Genomic DNA, 22,014 nt, shown 5'->3' with positions numbered 1-22,014 from the left:
ATCGGTCTCGCGTTCGTCACGTACGACAGGTGGAGAACATGGCTGGAAAGACTCTGGCAGAGAAGGTGTGGGATCAGCACGTCATCGTGCGTGGTGAAGGAGAAGGCTCGGCGCGACAGCCGGACCTGATCTACATCGACCTGCACCTCGTGCACGAGGTGACCAGTCCGCAGGCCTTCGACGGCTTGCGGCTGGCGGGACGTTCGCTGCGTCGTCCCGATCTCACCATCGCGACGGAGGACCACAACGTCCCGACGGTCGACATCGACAAGCCGATCGCCGATCCCGTCTCGCGCACGCAGGTCGAGACGTTGCGGCGCAACTGCGAGGAATTCGGTGTGCGCCTGCACCCGATGGGAGACCTCGATCAGGGCATCGTCCACGTCGTCGGGCCGCAACTCGGCCTGACCCAGCCCGGTATGACCGTGGTGTGCGGCGACAGTCACACCTCCACGCACGGAGCTTTCGGTGCTCTCGCAATGGGAATCGGCACCAGTGAGGTCGAGCACGTCATGGCGACGCAGTCGTTGTCGCTGCGGCCGTTCAAGACCATGGCGATCAACGTCGACGGTGAATTGCAGCCCGGCGTCACGGCCAAGGACCTCGTTCTCGCGATCATCGCTCAGATCGGAACCGGTGGCGGACAAGGGTACGTCCTCGAATACCGGGGCGAGGCGATTCGCAAGCTTTCGATGGAAGCGCGGATGACGATCTGCAACATGTCGATCGAAGCCGGCGCGCGTGCCGGCATGATCGCGCCCGACGCGGTCACCTACGAGTTCGTCAAGGGCCGTCCGCACGCACCGAAGGGCGCGGACTGGGATGCGGCCGTCGAAGCGTGGGAACAGCTGAAGACCGACGACGACGCGGTTTTCGACGCCGAGGTCCACATCGACGGCAGTGCGCTCACCCCGTTCGTGACATGGGGCACCAACCCCGGTCAGGGCGCCCCGCTCAGTTCCACCGTGCCGGTTCCGGAAGAGATCGCGGAGGAGACCGAGCGGTCTGCTGCCGAGAAGGCTCTGCGCTACATGGACCTCGAACCCGGTATGCCGCTGCGGGACATCAAGATCGACACGGTGTTCGTCGGATCCTGCACCAACGGACGGATCGAAGATCTGCGTGCCGTCGCCGAAGTGCTCGAGGGGCGGAAGGTTGCGGACGGAGTTCGCATGCTCGTCGTGCCCGGTTCGATGCGCGTTCGTGTCCAGGCGGAGGAGGAAGGTCTCGGTGAGATCTTCACGGCCGCAGGGGCGGAATGGCGTCAGGCAGGGTGCTCGATGTGTCTGGGCATGAACCCGGACCAGCTCGCGCCCGGCGAGCGGTCGGCTTCGACATCGAATCGTAATTTCGAAGGCCGGCAGGGCAAGGGCGGTCGAACGCACCTCGTCTCCCCGGCAGTGGCCGCCGCAACCGCGGTGCGCGGTACCCTCTCCGCGCCGGCGGATCTGGACTAGAGCACAGGACCGAGGAGATATTTCGATGGAAGCCTTCACAACTCACAAGGGCATCGGCGTCCCCCTGCGCCGATCCAACGTCGACACCGACCAGATCATCCCGGCGGTGTACCTGAAACGCGTCACCCGCACCGGATTCGAAGACGGACTCTTCGCCGCGTGGCGGAACGATCCGTCGTTCGTTCTCAACACTCCGCCGTTCGATCGCGGCAGCGTTCTCGTCGCCGGATCCGATTTCGGCACGGGCTCTTCACGTGAACACGCGGTGTGGGCATTGTCCGATTACGGCTTCCGAGTCGTGATCTCGTCGCGCTTCGCCGATATCTTCCGCGGCAACGCCGGCAAGGCCGGTCTGCTCGCCGCTCAGGTGGAGCAGGACGACGTCGAATTGCTCTGGAAACTCATCGAACAGCAGCCCGGACTCGAACTCGATGTGAATCTGGAAACAAAGACGGTGACCGCCGGAACCACCGTGGTGCCGTTCGTTATTGACGACTACACAAGGTGGCGTCTGCTGGAAGGTCTCGACGACATCGGATTGACATTGCGCCAGGTAGACGCGATTTCCGAGTACGAAAAGTCAAGGCCTTCTTGGAAACCGCGGACGCTTCCGGCCACCTGATCGGGCTCCGAAATCGCCTCTGCCGGCCCCGGTTCGACCTCCGTGTCGAACCGGGGCCGGCCACTTATTTGCATGAGAATCCGCGTGGCACATAGACTCTAGCCCGTTTGCGGGTCTACCGTGGACTGGAGTCGGTCTGACGGTGGACCGTAGATGTGCGGAGGAAAACAATGAACAAGGCAGAACTGATCGACGTTCTGACCGAGAAGCTCGGTTCGGACAGGCGCACCGCCACGGCGGCCGTCGAGCACATTGTGGACGCGATCGTGCGCGCCGTGCACGACGGGAAGAGCGTTACCATCACCGGATTCGGTGTCTTTGAGCAGCGCCGCCGTGCGGCACGCGTTGCCCGCAACCCGCGTACCGGCGAAACGGTCAAGGTCAAGCCGACGTCCGTACCGGCCTTCCGTCCGGGTGCGCAGTTCAAGGCAGTCATTGCGGGCAGCCAGAAGCTCCCCGCGACGGGTCCGGCCGTCAAGCGCGGTGCTGCTGCTGCGGCGAAGAAGACCGCGGCTGCGAAGAAGGCTGCGAAGAAGACCGCTTCCAAGTCGACCGCGGCGAAGAAGACCACCGCGGCCAAGTCCACGGCAGCCAAGACCACGGCTGCGAAGAAGACCACGGCGGCAAAGTCGGCTCCGGCCAAGAAGACCACCGCCGCGAAGAAGACCACGGCGGCAAAGTCGGCTCCGGCCAAGAAGACCACCGCAACCAAGAGCACCGCGGCGAAGAAGACCACCACCGCAGCCAAGAAGGCTCCGGCCAAGAAGACCACCGCAACCAAGAGCACCGCGGCGAAGAAGACCACCACCGCAGCCAAGAAGGCTCCGGCGAAGAAGACCACCACCGCGGCCAAGAAGACCACGACGGCGGCGAAGAAGGCTCCGGCCAAGAAGACCACCACCCGCAGGACCGCCAAGAAGTAGTTCGGCGCCGGGACGTACTCCGGCACCGAAGTTCGACGGCGCCCCACCGGTTTGCGCCCCGTGCGCGGACCGACGGCATTCAGCGGCTACCGGCACGTCCGGTAGCCGCTGTCGTCGTCCGGCACAGGCATCCCTGTGCCGGATTCGCCGTGATGAACCGCCGTGCCGAAAACGCCGCTGTGCCCGAAACGCCCCGACTCGGCGCGCGACTCAGGGCTTCTTCGAGGGGAGCGGGCTGTCGAGGTGATCGGCTGCCACGAGGCGGTCGCCCTGCAGCGACAACACCCACATGCTCGCTTTCCGATTGCGTGCCGGCGGCAGCGTGACCCCGTCCCGGGCGGCCCACCACGACACGAGATCGGGAATGACCTTTCCCTGACTGCAGATCACCGGCGTGCCGCCGCGGGCGACGATGTCGAGCGTGCGCTTGCGGCCGAGTTGAGGATCGGCGTTGTACTCCTCCTCCGACAGCGACGGCTCGAGTGCCACCTCGACCCCCAGGTCGGCGGCGAAGGGCGCGACGGTATCGATGCACCGCGTGCGGTCCGCAGCAGTGACGCTGTCTCCTCCGAACGCGCGCAGTTGCGGAACGAGCGCGGCCGCCTGCGACTTGCCCGCCGTATCGAGGGGACGGGTCCGGTCGTCACCCCGATGCTTCTTCCGGCTCCCCGCCTTCGCATGCCGGACGATCACGACGGTCGTGGTGTCGGCAGGCAGCAACCGGAACCGGCGCAAAACGCTGCGGTCCATCGGATAAGAAAGCTGATCGAAGGCGGAATCCGGTGTTACCCAACGTAATTCGTCAACCTCATCGTTGGGTGCGAACTCGCCCGCAACCGGCCTCGCAGCCCAGTAGTCCACCCGCTTGAGCTTCCGGTGCCCCGGCACCGGATAGGTCACACGTCCGAGATGCCGTCCCAGGACGGGCCGGAATCCGGTTTCCTCCCGGATCTCTCGGACCGCCGCGACGACAGCGGTCTCGCCGGGGTCCAGCTTTCCCTTCGGAAAGGACCAGTCGTCGTAACGCGGCCGGTGGACGACGGCGACTTCGATGTCACCGTCGGCGGTACGGCTCGGGTCACCGCCCGCGGGTCGCCACAGCACCGCACCCGCGGCAAAGATGTTGGCCTTCATCGGCTTATCGGACGAATCGGTCACCTGTGTCTCCGAATCACGATGCGCGGCTGCGCATGAGTTCCATCTGGTGGTCGCGCGCTGCCGTACCGGGAGCGGGGGACGCAGTCCACGTTCCGTCGCCCTCGAGCGTCCAGCACCGTGTGGCCGGATCGAGCGCCGAGTCGAAGATGTCCTGCAACTGCTGGGAGAGCCTGGGGTTCTTCACCTGAACCATGACCTCGACGCGGCGATCGAGGTTGCGGTGCATCATGTCGGCGCTGCCGATCCAGCACTCGTCGCTGCCGAGGAAGTGGAATATGCGCGAATGCTCCAGGAACCGCCCGAGGATGGATCGGACCGTGATGTTCTCGCTCAGGCCCGGAACGCCCGGTTTGAGCGCGCAGATACCACGCACCACGATCTCGACGGGGACACCGGCGCGGGACGCGCGATACAGCGCGTCGATGACCTGTTCGTCGACGAGCGCATTGGCCTTGAGCCGAACCCGGGTGGGGCGACCCGCCTCATGGTGTTCGATCTCCCGGTCGATCCGCTCGATGATGCCTTTACGGACGCCGTGCGGAGCCACGAGCAGGTTGCGATACTGCGCTTTCCGCGAATAGCCGGTGAGAGTGTTGAACAGGTCGGTCAGGTCGGCACCGATCTCGGGCGACGACGTGAGCAGTCCTACGTCCTCGTAGAGTCGCGCGGTCTTCGGGTTGTAGTTGCCCGTCCCGATGTGGCAGTAGCGGCGGATCGTCGAGCCTTCCCGGCGGACGACCAGGCAGGTCTTGCAGTGGGTCTTCAGCCCGACCAGTCCGTAGACGACGTGCACACCCGCCTGCTCGAGCTTGCGCGCCCACTTGATGTTCGCCTGTTCGTCGAAGCGGGCCTTGATCTCGACGAGCGCGACCACCTGTTTGCCGGCCTCCGCGGCCGCCACGAGCGCATCGACGATCGGCGAGTCACCCGAGGTGCGGTACAGCGTCTGCTTGATCGCGAGCACCTGGCTGTCGGCGGCCGCCTGCTCGATGAACCGCTGAACACTCGTCGAGAAGGAGTCGTACGGGTGATGGACGAGGATGTCACCTTCGCGCAGCGTCGAGAACACGCTCTTCGGTGTCTCCCGCTCACCGAAAGCGGAATGCGTTGCGGGGACGAACGGCACATCCTTCAGGTCGGGACGATCGACGGCGTGCACCTGCCACAGGCACGACAGGTCGAGGAGGCCGGGTAACTGGACGACATCCGCGGGATCGACGTCCAATTCGCGCAGCAGCAGATCGAGCATGTGCTCGGTCATGTCGTCGGACACTTCGAGCCGGACGGGCGAACCGAAGCGTCGTCGTGCGAGTTCGCGTTCGAGGGCCTTGAGGAGGTCTTCGTCCCGGTCCTCTTCGACTTCGAAATCCGCGTTGCGCGTTACCCGGAACGCGTGGTGCTCCACGATTTCCATCCCGGGGAACAACACGTCCAGGTGTGCGGCGATAAGTTCTTCGAGCGGCAGGAACGCGGCGAGACCGTGCATCGAACCGGCGCGGTCGACGCGGACGAACCGATCGACGTTGTCGGGCACCTTCACTCGGGCGAAGTGCTCTCCGGAGGACTCGCAATCCTTCACGGTGACAGCGAGATTCAGGCTCAGGCCACTGATGTAGGGGAAGGGGTGCGCGGGGTCGACGGCGAGGGGAGTGAGCACGGGGAAGACCTGCTCCGCGAAGTACCGTGTGAGCCGGTCGCGTTCGTCGGCCGTGAGATCCGCCCACTTGATGATCGAGATGCCCTCGGCTTCGAGACTCGGCAGGACCGAATCGAGGAAGACCTGGGCTTGGCGGCCGGCGAGTTCCTGCGTGCTCGACGCGATGAGCGCGAGCTGGGCCCGGGGGGAGAGGCCGTCGGCCGACCGGACCGACAGTCCGGTCTCCGCGCGACGCTTGAGTCCGGCGACGCGCACCATGTAGAACTCGTCGAGATTCGACGCGAAGATCGCGAGGAACTTCGCGCGTTCGAGCAACGGCTGGGAGGTGTCCTCCGCCAGCGCCAGCACTCGTGCGTTGAAGTCGAGCCAGCTCAATTCGCGGTTGAGGTAGCGATCAGCGGGCAGGCCGTCGTTGGGGCCCGTCTTCAGTTGCGAGTTGATGGCGGCAGGTGGGGCACTCGTGGCGGTCGCCACGCGTCCCTGCGTTCGGGTCGTGCCGGGTGCGGCACTCTGCTCGGTTCCGGCACTCGGTTCGGTGCCGACGATCTGCTCGGGGGTGTCGCCGTTGGTCACCGTTCCATTGTGTCAGGAACCGATGAGGCATGAGGGGGTCGGCGCGAGGTGGGGTAGGGGAAGGGAAGTGTCGAACCGATCCGGTCGAGGACACCGGCGGTGCCTGCGCCCACCCCGAGGGCCGCCGCGGCCCCCAGATCGTCGATCGTGTCGACGTCGAGTCGCAGGCCGGGAAGAGCCGCCTCCACGGCGAGCGCACCGGTGTCGCGGTGCCGGCGGGCGGAACCGGGCCCGAACTGCGGACGCAACGGAAACTGTGGACTGCAGTGGAGCAGCGCGGTGGTGCCCGACCCGGTGTGGTCGGCGACGATCATGGTGCCCGTCGCGCGCGCCACTTCGAGCGCTTCGGCCAACTCGTGCGAGCGCAAGGCGGGAAGATCCGCCTGGAGTGCGACCAGGTCGACGCCGGGCGATTGTGCCCGGGCGTGTTCCGCGGCGGTCCGCAGGGCTGCGTTCAGAGAATCCGATCGGTCCCGCTCGTTCGTGGCCGGGGGGTCTGCGAGTACGGACGCTCCCGATTCCCGGGCCACGGCGGCGACCCGGCGGTCGGAGGTGATGACGGTGATCCGGGCGTTGTCGAGTCCACGGGCGGCGGTGAGTGTGTCCTGAAACATCGCGAGCACCAGATCGGCGCGTTCTTCCGGCTCGACGGCGTGCGCCAGTCTCGACTTGGCCAGGCCGAGGGCCTTGACCGGAACGAGAATGTGCACGGCGGGCATGGGCGTGATTGTGCCAGCAGGTCGTGGGCGGGGGCGGCTCGCGGTGCGGTCTGCGCACCTGGGCGATACTGAAGAAAACCCGGTGCTGCGTCGCGTACGCCGAATCGGGCTCCGCATCGATGAGGGGAAAGAGGGGGATTTGTGACCAAAGCGGCAGTTCTGGGGGCAGGGTCGTGGGGGACCGCCTTCGCGAAGGTGCTCGCCGAAGCGGGCACCGACGTGACGATCTGGGCGCGCCGGGCGGAGGTGGCCCAGGCCATCGGCGAGCAGCACCAGAATCCGGGCTATCTGCCCGGCGTCGTGCTGCCCGCCTCCCTGAAGGCGACGACCGATCATCGCGTGGCGCTCGACGGTGTCGACTTCGCGGTGCTCGCGGTACCGAGTCAGTCATTGCGCGCGAACCTGGGATCGTGGCGCGACGACATCGGGCCCGGAACCACGCTCCTCAGTCTTGCCAAAGGGATCGAGAGCGGCACCCTCATGCGGATGAGTCAGGTGATCGGCCAGGTCACCGGAGCCGAACCGCACCGCGTCGCCGTGCTGTCCGGTCCGAACCTGGCGAGGGAGATCGCCGAGGGGCAGCCTGCCGCGACGGTGATCGCATGCCTCGATTCCACGCGTGCGCTGGAAATTCAGAAATCCTGTGCCACAGGGTATTTCCGCCCCTATACCAACTCCGACGTCATCGGGTGCGAAATCGGTGGTGCGTGCAAGAACGTGATCGCGCTCGCCTGCGGGATGGCCGCGGGAGTGGGGCTGGGGGAGAACACCATCGCGAGCATCATCACCCGGGGACTCGCCGAGATCATCCGCCTCGGTGTGGCGCTCGGCGCGATGCCCGTCACCCTGGCCGGTCTCGCAGGAGTCGGCGACCTCGTCGCGACGTGCAGTTCACCGTTGTCGAGGAACCGCTCGTTCGGGGAACGTCTGGGCCGTGGTGAGTCGCTCGAGAGCGCACAGGAGGCCACGCACGGCCAGGTCGCCGAAGGGGTCAAGTCCTGCACCTCGGTACGTGCCCTCGCCGCGAGCTACGACGTCGAGATGCCGCTGACCGACGCGGTGCACCGGGTGTGCCACGAGGGGATGTCGGTGCACGACGCCATCGGTCTGCTCCTCGGTCGCCGGATCAAGCCGGAGTGAGCCCCATGAGCGGAGATTCGACTCGATGCGTGAAAGCTGTTGCCTACGAGGGTGCTCCGGGTTCCCCACTGCAACAGGGACCGGTCTTCGCCGCGCCGTACCTACTCGGTGAGGACGAAACCGGAGACGTGGACACCTACGCTCGGGCGTCCAATCCCGGGTGGCGTGCCCTCGAATCCGCACTGGCCACGCTCGAAGGTGCCGCCGCGGCGCGTGTCGTCGGATCCGGTATGTCGGCGATCACCGTCGCGCTGAGAGCGTTCACCCGGCCCGGCGCCACGGTCGTGGTGCCTGCGGACGGTTACTACCAGGTGCGTGCCTACGCGCAGGAATATCTCGCTCCGCTCGGCACCGTGGTGCGCGAACTCTCCGTCACCGACTTCGGCGACGGGACGTTGCGCGCGGTCCTCGACCAGGCCGGTGAGGGCGCGGTGGTGCTCGCCGAAACCCCGTCGAATCCCGGCCTCGACACTGTCGATCTGCGCGTCACGGCCGAGTTGTGCAGAGCCGCCGGAGCGTTGCTGCTCGTCGACAACACGACCGCCACTCCGCTCGGTCAGCTCCCGCTGGCGCTCGGCGCGGATGTCGTCGTCGCGAGCGGTACGAAGTCGCTCAGCGGCCACAGCGATCTGCTGTTCGGCTACGTGGCGGTCTCCGACACCGCGCTCGTGTCCCGGCTCGACCGCGAACGCCTCCACTCGGGCGCCGTGCTCGGGCCCTTCGAAACGTGGCTCGCGCACCGCAGCCTCGGCACCGCCGGATTGCGCTTCGAGCGGCAGTGCGCGAATGCCCTCGCCGTCGCCCGGATGCTCGCCGAACACCCCGCCGTCGCCGGAGTGCGGTACCCGGGACTCGAATCGGATCCGTCGCACCCCGTGGGCGCCCGGCAGATGCAGAAGTTCGGCCCGCTGGTGACCTTCGTGCTTCCCACCGGCGACGACGTCCATCGGTTCGTGAAAGCTGCCGAACTGGTCCTGCCCGCGACGAGTTTCGGGGGCATCCACACCACCGCGGACCGCCGGGCACGGTGGGGCGACCCGGTGCCGGACGGCTTCGTCCGGTTGTCGTGCGGAATCGAGGACACCGCAGATCTTCTCGACGACCTCCGCACCGCCCTCGAGTCGCTGTGACGCATCCGACGGCGGGCCGGACGCACGAACGGAACGGGACGCGGCTGGGGCAACCGCACAGCTTGCCGGTACGGTTTGTGCCGTGAGCACGCCCCGAACCCGGGTGGCCGTCGTCTTCGGCGGTCGCAGCAACGAACACTCCGTCTCCTGTCTGTCGGCGGGAAGTATCCTGGGCAACCTGGATCCCGAGAAGTACGACGTCATCCCGGTCGGGATCACGAAAGACGGATCCTGGGTGCTCGGCGACATCGACCCCGCGCGCCTCACCGCGGCGGGACGCGAACTGCCCGTCGTGGACGAGAACGGTTCGTCGCTGACCCTCACGGCCGACCCCACCCGCAGCGGCGAGATCATCGCGCTCGACCAGGGTGAATTCGGCAAGGTACTCGCGTCCGTCGATGTGGTCTTCCCGGTGCTGCACGGCGCCTACGGCGAGGACGGCACCATCCAGGGCCTCTTCGAACTCGCCGGCGTGCCCTACGTCGGTCCCGGAGTGCTCGCGAGCGCAGCCGCAATGGACAAGGAGTTCACCAAGAAACTCCTGGCCGCGGAAGGGCTGCCGGTCGGTTTCCAGATCGTGATGCGGCCGGGTACGGCCGACCTCACCGAGGAACAGAAAGAGCAGCTGGGACTTCCCGTCTTCGTCAAGCCGGCCCGCGGCGGATCGTCGATCGGCGTCAGCCGCGTCACCGACTGGTCGGCGTTCGACGCCGCCGTCGACAACGCCCGCGCGCACGATCCGAAGGTCATCGTCGAATCCGCCATCGTGGGTCGCGAAGTCGAGTGCGGCGTCCTCGAGTTCCCCGGCGGAGACGTGCGGGCCAGCGTGGTCGCGGAGATCCGCATGCCCGACACCTCGGGCAACCACGAAGCGTTCTACGACTTCGACACCAAATACCTCGACGACGTGTGCGAGTTCGACGTGCCGGCGAAGTTCGATCCTGCCGTGTCCGACGAGATCCGGGACATGGCCGTCCGCGCGTTCCGCGCCCTCGATTGCCAGGGCTTGTCCCGCGTCGACTTCTTCGTCACCGACGAGGGGCCGGTGATCAACGAGATCAACACGATGCCCGGCTTCACGTCGATCTCGATGTATCCGAAGATGTGGGAAGCCGCAGGCATCGGGTACCGCGAACTCGTCGACACCCTCGTCCGGACCGCACTCGCCCGGGGAACCGGTCTTCGCTGATCCGCCCCGGTGCCGCGCTTGTCGGTGCCTGCACCTCCACGACTAAGCTGTGGGCATGACTGCCGTGACTTCCGACTCAGTGGCGACCGACGGTGGGGACACCCGAGAAGCCGTACATGCTGCGGCCCGCCGCGCCCGCGTCGCATCCCGTCGTCTCGCGTTGCTCACCACCACGGAGAAGGACGCCGCGCTCCACGCCGCCGCCGATGCTGTACTCGCGGCGACCGAGTCCGTTCTCGCCGCCAACGCCGAGGACATCGAGGCTGCCCGCGCGAGCGGCACGGCAGAGTCTCTCCTCGACCGGTTGCGCTTGACGGCCGACCGCATCGACGGCATCGCGTCGGGGCTGCGTCAGGTTGCGGGTCTGCCCGATCCGATCGGCGGCGTCATCCGCGGTTCGACCCTGCCCAACGGACTCGAGTTGCGGCAACTGCGGGTGCCGCTCGGCGTCGTCGGGATGGTCTACGAAGCGCGTCCCAACGTCACCGTCGACACATTCGGTCTCGCCCTCAAATCGGGTAATGCTGCGCTCCTGCGCGGTTCGTCCTCGGCGGCGCGCTCGAACGCCGCACTCGTCGCAGCACTGCGCACGGCACTCGAGGATCAGGGACTGCCGGTCGACGCGGTGCAGTTGCTGCCCAGCGCCGACCGCTCCTCGGTCACTCATCTCATCCAGGCTCGCGGACTCGTCGACGTGGTCATTCCCCGTGGCGGCGCGGGCCTGATCGCCGCGGTGGTCCGGGATGCCACCGTGCCGACCATCGAGACCGGTGTCGGCAACTGCCACGTCTACGTCCACGCCGCGGCCGACCTCGAGATGGCCGAGAAGATCGTGCTGAACGCCAAGACACGGCGGCCGAGTGTGTGCAACACCGCCGAGACGATCCTCGTCGACAAAGCCCTCGCCGACACCGCCGTTCCGCGTCTGCTCGACGCATTGAAGTCGCACGGCGTGACGGTGCACGGCGACCTGCCCGGTCTCGTCCCGGCCACGGAAGAGGACTGGGCCGAGGAGTACCTCACGCTCGACGTCGCGTTCGCGGTCGTCGACGACCTGGACGCGGCCGTCGAACACATCGACCGGTACGGAACCGGCCACACCGAAGCCATCGTCACCTCCGACCTCGCCGCCGCCCGGGAGTTCACCGCCCGCGTCGACGCCGCAGCCGTTATGGTCAACGCGTCTACGGCGTTCACCGACGGAGAGCAGTTCGGGTTCGGCGCCGAGATCGGTATCTCCACGCAGAAACTGCACGCTCGGGGCCCGATGGGACTGACGGAACTGACCTCCACCAAATGGGTGGTGTGGGGCGACGGCCACACCCGCCCGGCCTGACCCCCGGCCCGACGAAAGGACTCAGCGTGGATCGTGCGCTGCCCACCACCCCGCCGATCTTCGCGGATGTCCAGGATGTGATCGACCGCCTGGAGGAGACCGGTTACCTCGCGGACAAGGCCACGGCCACCGCGGTGTTCCTCGCCGACAGGCTCGACAAGCCGCTGCTCATCGAGGGCCCGGCCGGTGTCGGCAAGACGGAACTCGCACGGGCTGTCGCTCAGACCTCCGATGCCGAACTGGTCCGCTTGCAGTGCTACGAGGGCGTCGACGAATCGCGGGCGCTGTACGAGTGGAACCACGCCAAGCAGATTCTGCGTATCCAGTCGGCCGGCGCGAACGCGGCATCCGGTGAATCGTGGGACGAAACCAAGGCGGACGTGTTCTCGGAAGAGTTCCTCCTGTCCCGGCCACTGCTGACGGCCATCCGCCGGGACGACCCGACGGTGCTGCTCATCGACGAGGTGGACAAGGCCGACGTGGAGATCGAGGGCCTGCTGCTCGAGGTGCTGAGCGATTTCGCCGTCACGGTGCCCGAACTCGGCACGATCACCGCCACCCGCAAGCCCTTCGCTGTCCTCACCTCCAACGCGACCCGCGAACTGTCCGAAGCGCTCAAGCGGCGCTGCCTGTTCCTGCACCTCGACTTCCCCGACGCCGAGCTGGAGCGACGGATTCTGGCCAGTCGTGTGCCGGAGCTTCCCGATGCGATCGCCGAACAACTCGTGCGGACGGTCCGGGTGCTGCGCGGCATGCAACTCAAGAAGGTGCCGTCGGTGGCGGAGACGATCGACTGGGGCCGGACGCTGCTGGCGCTCGGGCTCGACACCCTCGACGACGCCGCGGTGCGCACCACGCTCGGAGTGGTCCTCAAACACCAGTCCGACCAACTGCGCGCCGCGGCCGAGCTCCGGCTGAACTGACATGGCCGGCGCGTTCCAGACCGATTCGGGGACACCGATCGCACCGCACGGTCTGCCCGGGCACCTCGTCGGATTCGTCGAGTCGCTGCGCCGCCGGGGTATCGCGGTCGGTCCGTCGGAAACGATCGACGCCGGCCGGGTGATGACGGTGATCGAGATGCTCGACCGGGAAGCGCTGCGCGAGGGCCTCGCCTGCACTCTCCTGCGGCGGACCACCCACCGCCCGACCTTCGACGCGCTCTTCGATCTCTGGTTCCCTCCGGCGATCGGGCATCGCACCGCCGACACGCCGGATGTCTCGCTACCGCGGACTCCCGACGGGGAGATCGACCTCGACGCGCTGCGCGAACTGATCGCCGAACTGCTCGCCGACGACTCCGCCGACGCGCTGGCGGCCGTCGAGACGCTCACCGCGCAGATGGTGGAAGAACTCGGGCAGTACAAGTCGTCGAACGGTCCGTCCTTCTCGGCGTACCAGGCGCTACGCGACGTGGCACCGGAAACGTTGCTCACCAGGATCCTCGAGGGACTGCTCGGCAACAGCACCCCGGACGAACGCGAGGCCGGCGACTACGAAACCGAAGTCGCCCGAAGGACCGCGGCACGGCGGATCGCCGACTTCCGGGCGATGGTCGAACGCGAGACCCGGCGTCGCACCGCCGAAGTTCTCGGCCGCGAACGCGTCGAGAAGTACGGCGTCCCCAAGTTGGCCGAAGAAGTGGACTTCCTGCGCGCCTCCGATGCCGATATGGTCGCGCTCCGCCGCAGCGTGATGCCGCTCGCGCGTCTGCTCGCGAGCCGTCTCGCTGCCCGTCGCCGCCGCGCCCGCGCCGGCGCGATCGATCTGCGGCGCACCCTGCGCAAGTCGATGTCCACCGGTGGCGTACCGATCGACCTCATCAACCGCAAGCCACGACCGGCCCGGCCGGAACTCGTCGTGCTGTGCGACGTATCCGGATCGGTATCCGGGTTCTCGCACTTCACCCTGCTCCTCGTCCACGCGCTGCGCGAACAGTTCTCCCGCGTACGGGTGTTCGCCTTCATCGACACGAGCGACGAAGTCACCCACTACTTTTCGTCGGGTGCCGACCTCGGGGACGCGATGTCGCGGATGCTTAGGGAAGCGGACCTGATCACCTACGACGGGCACTCCGACTACGGCAACGCGCTGGCGACGTTCGCGGAACGGCACGCCCACAGCCTCACGGGGCGCAGTTCCCTGCTCGTCCTCGGCGACGCGCGCACGAACTACCGCAATCCCAACGTGGAGGTGCTGGAGCATCTCGTCGGCGTTGCGCGGCACGCACACTGGCTCAACCCGGAACCGCGGGGGCAATGGGGGTCCGGAGATTCGGCGGCGCGCGCCTACGGGGAGGTCATCACCATGCACGAATGCAGGTCGGCGCAACAGTTGGCCGCGGTGGTGGCCGGTCTGCTCCCGGTGTGACCCCGTAAGCTGAACCATCGTGCATCAGCCATCGGAGCGGCCCGCAGTGCCTCAGCGACGTCTGGGCGTGATGGGCGGCACCTTCGATCCGATCCACCACGGCCACCTCGTCGCGGCCAGCGAGGTCGCCGCACGCTTCGGTCTCGACGAGGTGATCTTCGTCCCGACCGGGCAACCGTGGCAGAAGTCGAAGCGTGACGTCAGCCCCGCGGAGGACCGGTACCTGATGACGGTGGTCGCGACGGCGTCGAACCCGCGGTTCACGGTCAGCCGCGTCGACATCGATCGCGGGACGCCCACGTACACCGTCGATACGCTGCGCGACCTGCGCGAGATGTATCCGGGTGCGGAGCTGTACTTCATCACGGGTGCGGATGCGCTCGGTTCGATCCTGTCGTGGCAGAATTGGCAGACTCTGTTCGGTCTGGCCCGCTTCGTCGGGGTCTCGCGGCCGGGGTACGACCTGCACATCGAGCATCTCGCGCCGCACCTGGGCGAGCTCTCCGACGAGGCGGTGAGTCTCGTGGAGATTCCCGCCCTGGCCATCTCGTCGACCGAGTGCCGTGAGCGGGTACGGGCGAATCGGCCGGTCTGGTACCTGGTGCCGGACGGGGTGGTGCAGTACATCAGCAAACGGCACCTCTACCTCGAGCGCGCGACCGCCGACGAGAGCGCCGGCACCGAAGACCACTACATCAGCAAGACCGAGAGAAAGAGCACGCAGTGAGCGCAACGACAGAAGCAATCGAGATGGCCCGTATCGCGGCCCTGGCGGCCGACGAGAAACTGGCAACCGATGTCGTGGTGCTCGACGTGTCGGATCAGTTGGTGATCACCGACTGCTTCGTCATCGCGTCCGCGCCGAACGAACGTCAGGTCAACGCGATCGTGGACAACATCGAGGACAAGCTCCGCGAGGCAGGTCACAAGCCGGTTCGTCGCGAGGGCACCCGTGAGGGCCGCTGGACCCTGCTCGACTACGTCGACGTCGTGATCCACGTCCAGCACGAGGAAGAACGCAACTTCTACGCGCTCGAGCGTCTGTGGAAGGACTGCCCGACCGTGCCCGTCGAGGGAGTCGGCGGCCCGCGCTCGGCCGTCGAGACCGGCGCGGACGAAGCCGCGGCATCCGGTGACGCCGAGCCCACGGGCGACGCGTGAGCGAACCGCGGGTGCGGCGGCTGATCCTGCTGCGCCACGGACAAACCGGGTACAACGCAACCCGCCGGATGCAGGGTCAGCTCGATACGGACCTGTCCGACCTCGGGCGCCGGCAGGCCGCGGGCGTCGCGCAGGCGATGGCGGCACTCGATCCGATCGCGATCGTGTCGTCGGACCTGCGCCGCGCGTACGACACCGCAGTCGCGGTGGCCGACCGGGCCGGCCTTCCCGTCGAGATCGATGCCCGGCTGCGTGAGACCCACCTCGGACAGTGGCAGGGACTCACCCACACCGATGTCGACGAGATCGGTCCCGGCGCCCGCAGTGCGTGGCGGGCCGACGCGACCTGGGCGCCACCGGAGGGCGAAAGCCGCGTCGATGTCGCCCGTCGCAGCGTCCCCGTGGTGGAGGAACTGCTCGACAAGCACGAGAACTGGGGCGCCGAACCCATCATCCTGGTCGCACACGGCGGTTTGATCGCCGCACTCACCGCGGCACTGCTCGACCTGCCCGTGGATCGGTGGCCCGTGCTCGGCGGTCTCGGCAACACCGGATGGGTGCAACTGAGCGGTTACGGCGACGAGCCGTCCTGGCGACTCGACGTGTGGAACGCGTCGGCCGATGTGGCCCCCGATGACGTCCTCTGATCCGACGCCGATCGGGGAGGCCGGAGGGGCAGGCGACGCCGTGCCCGCCGAGGCCACCGGATCGGGCGCGACCGGGCGGCCCACGCTGCTGGTGCTCGCCGACTCGCTGAGCTACTACGGCCCCAAGGGTGGACTGCCCGCCGATCACCCGCGCATCTGGCCCAATCTCGTCGCCGCCGAACTCGGCTGGGACGTGGAACTCGTCGCGCGCATCGGATGGACCTCCCGCGACGCGTGGTGGGCGCTGACGCAGGACCCGCGCGTGTGGGCAACCATTCCGCGCGCGGGCGCCGTGGTACTCGGCGTGGGCGGGATGGACACCCTCCCGTCGCCGCTGCCCACCGCGCTACGGGAAGGGTTGCGTTACGTGCGTCCCCCGGCCCTGCGCCGCGTCGCGCGCAACGCGTACGGATGGCTTCAGCCCCGGCTGTCACCGCTGGGCTGGCCGGTCGCGTTGCCGCCCCGCGTCAGCGTGGAATACCTCGAGATGATCAGGGAGTCGCTGGCGTACGTGCGCCCCGATCTACCCGTCGTCGGCACATTGCCCTCGGTGCACCGCAGTGAGGGCTACCGCTCGGTTCACCGCGGCCGTCGTCCCGCGGTGCGGGCCATCACCGCGTGGGCGTCAGAGCATGCGGTTCCGCTCGTCGATCTCGGGGAGGCCGTCCACGACGACATCTTCTCCGGCAACGCGAATCCGGACGGCATCCACTGGGGCTGGGAGGCGCATCGCCGCGTCGCCGCCGAGGTCGTGGACGCGGTGCGGATGGCGCGCCGGGATGCGCTACCCGCGGCGGACGGCCTACGGTAGTCGTCGTGGCTGTCGTGGTGGTGACCGATTCGTCGTGTTGTCTCGATCCGGAACTGGTGGATCGATACGACATCCGTGTCGTGCCATTGCATGTGATCGCGGACGGACGGGATCTGCGTGAAGGAGTCGACGAACTCCCCGAGGACCTGGCGACCGTGACCACGTCGGGCCCGTCGCCCGCCGAACTGACCGAGGTGTACACCACCGCGCTCGCGGACAGCGACGGAGACGGCGTGGTGGCCGTGCACCTGTCGCGGTTGCTCTCCGGCACGTGGGACGCCGCCCGATCCGCCGCAGACGACCTCGGAGACGGCATTCGGCTCGTCGATTCCCGCAACACCGCAATGGGTTTGGGATTCGCGGCGCTCGACGCTGCCCGCGCTGCGCAAGCCGGTGAACACCTCGACCAGGTGTTCTACCGAGCCGAAAAGGTCGCGGCGTCGGCCCGCACCCTGCTCGTGGTCGACCGCCTCGACCACCTCCGCCGCGGCGGGCGCATCGGCACCGCCACCGCGCTGCTGGGCACCGCCCTCGCGATGAAACCCGTCCTCCACCTCGTCGAGGGCAAACTCGTGCTGCGAGAGAAGACCCGGACCATGACCAAAGCGCTGACCAAGCTCGTCGACGGTGTCGTCGCCGAGGCCGGACCGGGCGCACTCGTCGCGGTGCACCACCGTGACGCGCCCGAGCGGGCCGCTCAGCTCGTCGAGCAACTGTCCGAGCGGCTTCCGGAGGCGGAGGTCACGGTGACCGAACTCGACGCGGTCCTCGGCGCGCACGTCGGGCCCGGCGCGGTGGGAGTCGTCGTCGCGCACGGTTGAGCGTGTGCCGGTTGTCCCCAGGTAGGTGATCGATCCCCAGACGAGGCGGTATCCGTCTCCGGCGAGCAGTTCGGGGTTCGACGCGGCCTTAGCGTCGCGGCATGGCGAGCAGTGACGACGGCGACGTGGCGAGAAGCCGACTCGGTGCGATCGCGCGTACGGCAGGTCGCGAGGTCGAGGATCTGTGGGACACCGAGCCGTACGACGACCCCGAACCCCTGCCGACGACAAGCCTGCGCGACCGCCTCCACGCTGCCCAATGGAGCACCGGACATCGCGGGACCGCAGCGCTCGCGGGCGTGGGCGTGCTCGCTGTGCTGGTCACGGCCGGGGTCCTCTGGCGTGACCGGCCGGTCCCGGACCCGGTGCCGCCGCTGCCCTCCATCGAGATCGCCGCCGCAGCTACGGCTGCGGCGACCACAGTTGCGGCGACCACGGCGGCCACACCCGAACCCGAGACAGAACCGGCCGCACTGGTCGTGAGCGTGGTGGGTCTCGTGCATCGTCCCGGGCTCGTGGAGATCGCCCCCGGCGCACGAGTGGCGGATGCGCTCGACGCCGCAGGCGGCGCTGCGCCGGGAGCGGATCTCGTGGGCCTCAATCTCGCTCGCCGCGTAGCCGACGGCGATCAGATCGTCGTCGGACTGTCTCCGCCACAACCTGTTCCGCACGGAAGTGCGGTTTCCGGATCAGGTCCGCCCGACACGAAAAACAGTGACGCCGGAACGGCGGGTACACCGGGGCAGGGGAAGGTCGATCTCAACACCGCCGACGAGGCAGCGCTCGACGCACTCCCCGGAGTGGGTCCGGTGACCGCCGCGTCCATCGTCGCGTTCCGGCAGGCGAACGGGGCGTTCGCCGACGTCGAGCAACTCGGAGAAGTGGACGGGATCGGGCCGGCGCGACTGGCACGGTTGCGTGAACTGGTCACGGTGTGACCGCACACCCCGACCTCGACGCCCGTCTCGTGCCCGGCGCCGCGGCGGCATGGGCGGTGACAGCACTCGGGTTGTACGGCGGGTGGGTGCCGGCCGGTGCCGTCGCTGTACTCGCGTGCCTCGTGGCGGGTCTGTTCTACGTCGTGTGTGTGCGCGGCCGCGGAATTCGGCAGGCGCCCGCTGCCGTGCCGGTGATATTGGCAGTGTGTGCAGTCGTCGCGGGTTTCGGTGCGGCGAGCGGAATCCGCATGTGGTTCGTCGACACACATCCGGTGGTCGAAGCTGCCGCGGCCGGGGGATGGGTGAGTGTCGTCGTCGAACCGACAGACGATCCGAAGGCTCTGCGGCGCGCGGGTTTCGGCGGTGAACCGCAGGTCCGGATACCCGCGGTTCTCCGGCACGTGACCATCGCAGGCCGCCCCCTGGCGACGGGCGGCGCCGTCGTCGTCTTCGCTCCCGCAGACCGGTGGTCGGATCTGCTTCCCGGACAACGTATTACCGCAAGAGTTCGAATGTCGCCGTTCTCCGGACCGGGCACGGGTGTCGCGATACTCCGGGCCGACGAACCGCCGAGCGCCGCGTCACCACCACCTGTCTGGCAGACGTGGGCGGGTACCGTGCGGACCCGTCTGGCGGAGGCATGCCGTGGTGCGCTGTCGGCGGACCAGGCGGGCCTGCTGCCGGGCCTCGTCGTCGGAGACACCTCTCGTCTCGAGGAGGGCACACGTGAGGACTTCCGTGTCGCAGGACTGACCCATCTGACAGCGGTGTCCGGCGCGAATGTCAGCATCGTGCTCGGCGCGGTGCTTCTCGTCGTCCGGGCACTGGGCCTGGGTCCGCGCACCGGAACCGCCTTGGCGACAGTGGGTCTCGTCGCTTTCGTGATCGTGGTCAGGCCCTCGGCCAGCGTGGTGCGCGCGGCGGCGATGGGGGCGATCGCGCTGCTCGCACTCGTCGCCGGACGTGAACGGCAGGCGTTACCCGCGTTGTGCGGGGCGGTCGGCGCGCTGCTCGTCCTCGCGCCGGACCTCGCCGTCGATGTCGGCTTCGCGCTGTCGGTCTCGGCGACCGCAGGCCTGGTGGTGCTCGCGCCCGTGGTCGTGGCGTGGTTGCACGCACACGGATGGCCGCGCGTGGCGGCAGAAATCTTCGCAGTCTCCGGAACGGCCTTCGCCGTGACTGCGCCGATCGTCGCTGCCGCCACCGGGACGTTGAGTCTCGTGTCCGTCGCGGCGAACATTCTCGTCGCCCCCGTCGTAGCCCCGCTGACCGTGCTCGGATCCGTAGTCGCCGTAGTCGCTACAGCCCATTCCGGTGCGGGTGAGTTGCTCGCGGGCGCCGCCGCACCGCTGTTGTGGTGGATGCTCCACGTCGCAGAGCGGGCCGCAGCCATGCCGTCTGCGGAGGTGCCGGTGCCCGACGGGGCCACGGGCGCAGTCACCGTCGGCATCGTCGTGCTGGTGGTCTGCGCAGCGGCGCGTCACCGGAAAGCGCGGGTCGTTGCCGGTGTCGCGTTGCTTGCCGCCGCAACCGTGTGGCTACCGGTCCGGCTCCTGCAGCCCGGATGGCCCGGTGAAGGGTGGGTGCTCATTGCCTGCGACGTCGGCCAGGGCGACGCGTTGATCCTTGCCACCGATGGGGGAGGCGCGGTGGTGATCGACGCGGGTGCCGAGCCCGAACCCGTGGACCGCTGCCTGCGGCGCCTCCGCATCCGCACCGTGTCCATGCTCGTGGTGACCCATCTCCACGCCGACCACACCGGGGGTATGGCGGGAGTTCTCGAGGGACGCGAGGTCGCGTCGGTGGTGGTGGGGCCGGGTGCCGCGGATCGTGAAGGCGCCGGGGACGTTGCTCGTCTCGCCGCGCGGCACGGTGTCCCGGTGCGAGAGGTCGGGCACGATGACGTCCTGGTTTCCGGTGCCACGACGATCAGGGTCATCGGCCCGATCCGTCCCGGATACGCCGAGGAGAACGACCTGTCGCTTGTCCTGGTCGCCGACACGCCGATCGGACGGATTCTGCTGCCGGGCGATGCGGAGGAGGCGGCGCTCGACGCCTTGGTGCGCTCGGGCGTAGACGTGCGGGCCGACGTGCTGAAGGTGCCGCACCACGGCTCGCGCACCACCCCGACCCGGTTCTTCGAGGCGGTACGACCACGCGTCGCGGTGATCAGCGCCGGCCGCGACAACACCTTCGGCCATCCCCACCCGCAGACAGTTGCTGCACTCCGCGCGATGGGAACCCGGGTGCTGAGCACCGACCGGCACGGTGATGTCGCGGTGGTGCGTGCGGGGTCGGGGGCCTTGGCCGTGGTGTCGGACCACCGTGACACCATCGAGCCGTGACCGACTCTCCTTTGCATCTGCTCCTCGGCGACGAGGAACTCCTGATCGACCGTGCAATTGCGAAGATCGTCGCCGACGTGCGCGCCCGGAGCGGGGTGGGCACCGATCTTCCGGTGTCGCGGTTGCGCGCCGGTGACGCCGGTGCACCCGAACTCGCGGAGTTGTTGAGTCCGTCGCTGTTCGCCGAGGACCGGGTCGTGATCCTCGAGTCCGCCGGCGAGGCCGGGAAGGACGCAGCAGCCCTGATCCTCGACGCCGCGGCCGAGGTGCCGGACGGCGTCACGCTCGTCGTGGTGCACAACGGCGCGGGCCGGGCGAAGGCGATGGTCGGGGGACTGCGTTCGTGCGGCGCGGTGGAACACGACTGCGCTGCCCCGGCGAAAGCAGGAGACCGCGCTGCGTGGGTGCGCGCATTCGTCCACAGGGAATTCCAAGCGGCTGATGTTCGGGTCGCGTCCGATGTCGAGCAGTTGGTCATCGAGTCCGTCGGATCCGACCTGCGCGAATTGGCCGCTGCGTGCAGCCAACTGGTGGCCGACACCGGCGGCAAGATCGACGCCGCGGCGGTGCGCCGTTACTACTCCGGCAAGGCGGAGATCACGGGTTTCGATGTGGCGGAGAAGGCCGTCGCCGGCGACGCGGCCGGTGCGCTCGAAGCATTGCGGTGGGCGATGCACCGCGGCGTCGCGCACGTGCTGCTCGCCGACGCGCTCGCCGACGCCGTACACACGATCGCGCGGGTGGGCTCGGCCGGTCGCGGCGACCCGTTCGCGATGGCTTCCGGACTCGGGATGCCTCCGTGGAAGGTCAAGAAGGCGCAGGCGCAGGCCCGGGCATGGGCACCGGCCTCCATCGGCACGGCGCTGGGAGTGGTTGCCGCGCTCAACGCCGACGTGAAGGGCGCCGCCGCCGACCCCGACTACGCGCTCGAGTACGCGGTCCGCACGGTGGCCGAACTCGCCGGCTGACGGAACCGGAACCGCCGATACCCGCGCTGCTCCGCGGGCTGCGGCCCCT

The 22,014-nt window shown here is 68.2% G+C and carries 20 protein-coding genes; 17 read left to right on the top strand and 3 right to left on the bottom strand.

The annotated features are described in order from the left end of the window. The first annotated feature begins 38 nt into the window (after positions 1-38). The 3 genes from leuC to AC0B44_RS14695 all read left to right on the top strand — a co-directional run bounded on the left by leuC (position 39) and on the right by AC0B44_RS14695 (position 3,002). The gene (gene leuC, locus AC0B44_RS14705) at positions 39-1,457 is read left to right on the top strand and encodes a 3-isopropylmalate dehydratase large subunit (RefSeq protein ID WP_471903580.1); all 1,419 of its coding nucleotides are present in this window, start codon (positions 39-41) and stop codon (positions 1,455-1,457) included. Between the two features lie 25 nt (positions 1,458-1,482). After that, entirely contained in the window at positions 1,483-2,079 is a 597-nt protein-coding gene (gene leuD, locus AC0B44_RS14700) for a 3-isopropylmalate dehydratase small subunit (RefSeq protein ID WP_471903579.1), read from the top strand. A gap of 170 nt (positions 2,080-2,249) precedes the next feature. Then, positions 2,250-3,002, top strand: coding sequence for an HU family DNA-binding protein (locus AC0B44_RS14695; RefSeq protein ID WP_471903578.1), 753 nt, complete (start codon positions 2,250-2,252; stop codon positions 3,000-3,002). Positions 3,003-3,212: 210 nt separating this feature from the next. Here AC0B44_RS14695 and AC0B44_RS14690 read toward each other — a convergent pair whose 3' ends face one another. From AC0B44_RS14690 to cofC, 3 genes are read right to left on the bottom strand one after another with little or no spacing between them, the layout of a single operon-like run. Next, positions 3,213-4,136: an NUDIX hydrolase gene (locus AC0B44_RS14690; RefSeq protein WP_471903639.1), complete on the bottom strand. Its 924-nt coding sequence runs from the start codon at positions 4,134-4,136 to the stop codon at positions 3,213-3,215. A 37-nt stretch (positions 4,137-4,173) separates the two neighbouring features. Next, on the bottom strand, positions 4,174-6,390 hold the full coding sequence (locus AC0B44_RS14685; protein WP_471903577.1) for an RNA degradosome polyphosphate kinase: 2,217 nt from the start codon (positions 6,388-6,390) through the stop codon (positions 4,174-4,176). Beyond that, the gene (gene cofC, locus AC0B44_RS14680) at positions 6,387-7,109 is read right to left on the bottom strand and encodes a 2-phospho-L-lactate guanylyltransferase (RefSeq protein WP_471903576.1); all 723 of its coding nucleotides are present in this window, start codon (positions 7,107-7,109) and stop codon (positions 6,387-6,389) included. The genes AC0B44_RS14685 and cofC overlap by 4 nt, the downstream gene beginning before the upstream one ends. 141 nt (positions 7,110-7,250) lie before the next feature. Between cofC and AC0B44_RS14675 the strand changes: the two genes are divergently transcribed. The 14 genes from AC0B44_RS14675 to holA all read left to right on the top strand — a co-directional run bounded on the left by AC0B44_RS14675 (position 7,251) and on the right by holA (position 21,965). Continuing rightward, entirely contained in the window at positions 7,251-8,249 is a 999-nt protein-coding gene (locus tag AC0B44_RS14675) for an NAD(P)H-dependent glycerol-3-phosphate dehydrogenase (protein ID WP_471903575.1), read from the top strand. Positions 8,250-8,254: 5 nt separating this feature from the next. Further along, positions 8,255-9,379: a cystathionine gamma-lyase gene (locus AC0B44_RS14670; protein ID WP_471903574.1), complete on the top strand. Its 1,125-nt coding sequence runs from the start codon at positions 8,255-8,257 to the stop codon at positions 9,377-9,379. An 82-nt stretch (positions 9,380-9,461) separates the two neighbouring features. Next, positions 9,462-10,568 carry a D-alanine--D-alanine ligase family protein gene (locus tag AC0B44_RS14665; protein ID WP_471903573.1) on the top strand — a complete coding sequence of 369 codons (1,107 nt, stop codon included), beginning with the start codon at positions 9,462-9,464 and terminating at the stop codon, positions 10,566-10,568. A 55-nt stretch (positions 10,569-10,623) separates the two neighbouring features. Continuing rightward, positions 10,624-11,904: a glutamate-5-semialdehyde dehydrogenase gene (locus AC0B44_RS14660; RefSeq protein ID WP_471903572.1), complete on the top strand. Its 1,281-nt coding sequence runs from the start codon at positions 10,624-10,626 to the stop codon at positions 11,902-11,904. Between the two features lie 26 nt (positions 11,905-11,930). Then, positions 11,931-12,827 carry an AAA family ATPase gene (locus tag AC0B44_RS14655; RefSeq protein WP_471903571.1) on the top strand — a complete coding sequence of 299 codons (897 nt, stop codon included), beginning with the start codon at positions 11,931-11,933 and terminating at the stop codon, positions 12,825-12,827. Position 12,828: 1 nt separating this feature from the next. Then, entirely contained in the window at positions 12,829-14,274 is a 1,446-nt protein-coding gene (locus AC0B44_RS14650; protein WP_471903570.1) for a vWA domain-containing protein, read from the top strand. 70 nt (positions 14,275-14,344) lie between these two features. Then, positions 14,345-15,001, top strand: a complete 657-nt coding sequence (gene nadD, locus AC0B44_RS14645) for a nicotinate-nucleotide adenylyltransferase (protein WP_471903638.1) — start codon at positions 14,345-14,347, stop codon at positions 14,999-15,001. Beyond that, a complete protein-coding gene (rsfS, locus tag AC0B44_RS14640) occupies positions 14,998-15,435 on the top strand; it encodes a ribosome silencing factor (RefSeq protein WP_471903569.1) in 438 nt (145 codons plus the stop codon). Before nadD ends, rsfS begins: the two co-directional genes overlap by 4 nt. Next, positions 15,432-16,082: a histidine phosphatase family protein gene (locus AC0B44_RS14635; protein WP_471903568.1), complete on the top strand. Its 651-nt coding sequence runs from the start codon at positions 15,432-15,434 to the stop codon at positions 16,080-16,082. Before rsfS ends, AC0B44_RS14635 begins: the two co-directional genes overlap by 4 nt. Further along, a complete protein-coding gene (gene octT, locus AC0B44_RS14630) occupies positions 16,069-16,893 on the top strand; it encodes a diglucosylglycerate octanoyltransferase (protein WP_471903567.1) in 825 nt (274 codons plus the stop codon). Before AC0B44_RS14635 ends, octT begins: the two co-directional genes overlap by 14 nt. 5 nt (positions 16,894-16,898) lie before the next feature. Further along, positions 16,899-17,714 (top strand): DegV family protein, encoded by an 816-nt coding sequence (locus tag AC0B44_RS14625; protein WP_471903566.1) that lies wholly within the window; start codon positions 16,899-16,901, stop codon positions 17,712-17,714. Between the two features lie 101 nt (positions 17,715-17,815). After that, positions 17,816-18,652: a ComEA family DNA-binding protein gene (locus AC0B44_RS14620; RefSeq protein ID WP_471903565.1), complete on the top strand. Its 837-nt coding sequence runs from the start codon at positions 17,816-17,818 to the stop codon at positions 18,650-18,652. Then, a complete protein-coding gene (locus tag AC0B44_RS14615; RefSeq protein WP_471903564.1) occupies positions 18,649-20,997 on the top strand; it encodes a ComEC/Rec2 family competence protein in 2,349 nt (782 codons plus the stop codon). The genes AC0B44_RS14620 and AC0B44_RS14615 overlap by 4 nt, the downstream gene beginning before the upstream one ends. Next, positions 20,994-21,965: a DNA polymerase III subunit delta gene (holA, locus tag AC0B44_RS14610; protein ID WP_471903563.1), complete on the top strand. Its 972-nt coding sequence runs from the start codon at positions 20,994-20,996 to the stop codon at positions 21,963-21,965. The genes AC0B44_RS14615 and holA overlap by 4 nt, the downstream gene beginning before the upstream one ends. Positions 21,966-22,014 lie beyond the last annotated feature (49 nt).

The organism is Rhodococcus sp. NPDC019050, from assembly GCF_055664235.1.
This window is presented reverse-complemented; position numbering and strand designations above follow the sequence as displayed.

Coding starts and splice junctions, on each gene's coding strand:
- leuC (WP_471903580.1), top strand. CDS start 39: ATGGCTGGAAAGACTCTGGCAGAGAAGGTGTGGGATCAGCACGTCATC.
- AC0B44_RS14695 (WP_471903578.1), top strand. CDS start 2,250: ATGAACAAGGCAGAACTGATCGACGTTCTGACCGAGAAGCTCGGTTCG.
- cofC (WP_471903576.1), bottom strand. CDS start 7,109: ATGCCCGCCGTGCACATTCTCGTTCCGGTCAAGGCCCTCGGCCTGGCC.
- AC0B44_RS14670 (WP_471903574.1), top strand. CDS start 8,255: ATGAGCGGAGATTCGACTCGATGCGTGAAAGCTGTTGCCTACGAGGGT.
- leuD (WP_471903579.1), top strand. CDS start 1,483: ATGGAAGCCTTCACAACTCACAAGGGCATCGGCGTCCCCCTGCGCCGA.
- AC0B44_RS14650 (WP_471903570.1), top strand. CDS start 12,829: ATGGCCGGCGCGTTCCAGACCGATTCGGGGACACCGATCGCACCGCAC.
- AC0B44_RS14660 (WP_471903572.1), top strand. CDS start 10,624: ATGACTGCCGTGACTTCCGACTCAGTGGCGACCGACGGTGGGGACACC.
- AC0B44_RS14620 (WP_471903565.1), top strand. CDS start 17,816: ATGGCGAGCAGTGACGACGGCGACGTGGCGAGAAGCCGACTCGGTGCG.
- nadD (WP_471903638.1), top strand. CDS start 14,345: ATGGGCGGCACCTTCGATCCGATCCACCACGGCCACCTCGTCGCGGCC.
- AC0B44_RS14690 (WP_471903639.1), bottom strand. CDS start 4,136: ATGAAGGCCAACATCTTTGCCGCGGGTGCGGTGCTGTGGCGACCCGCG.
- octT (WP_471903567.1), top strand. CDS start 16,069: ATGACGTCCTCTGATCCGACGCCGATCGGGGAGGCCGGAGGGGCAGGC.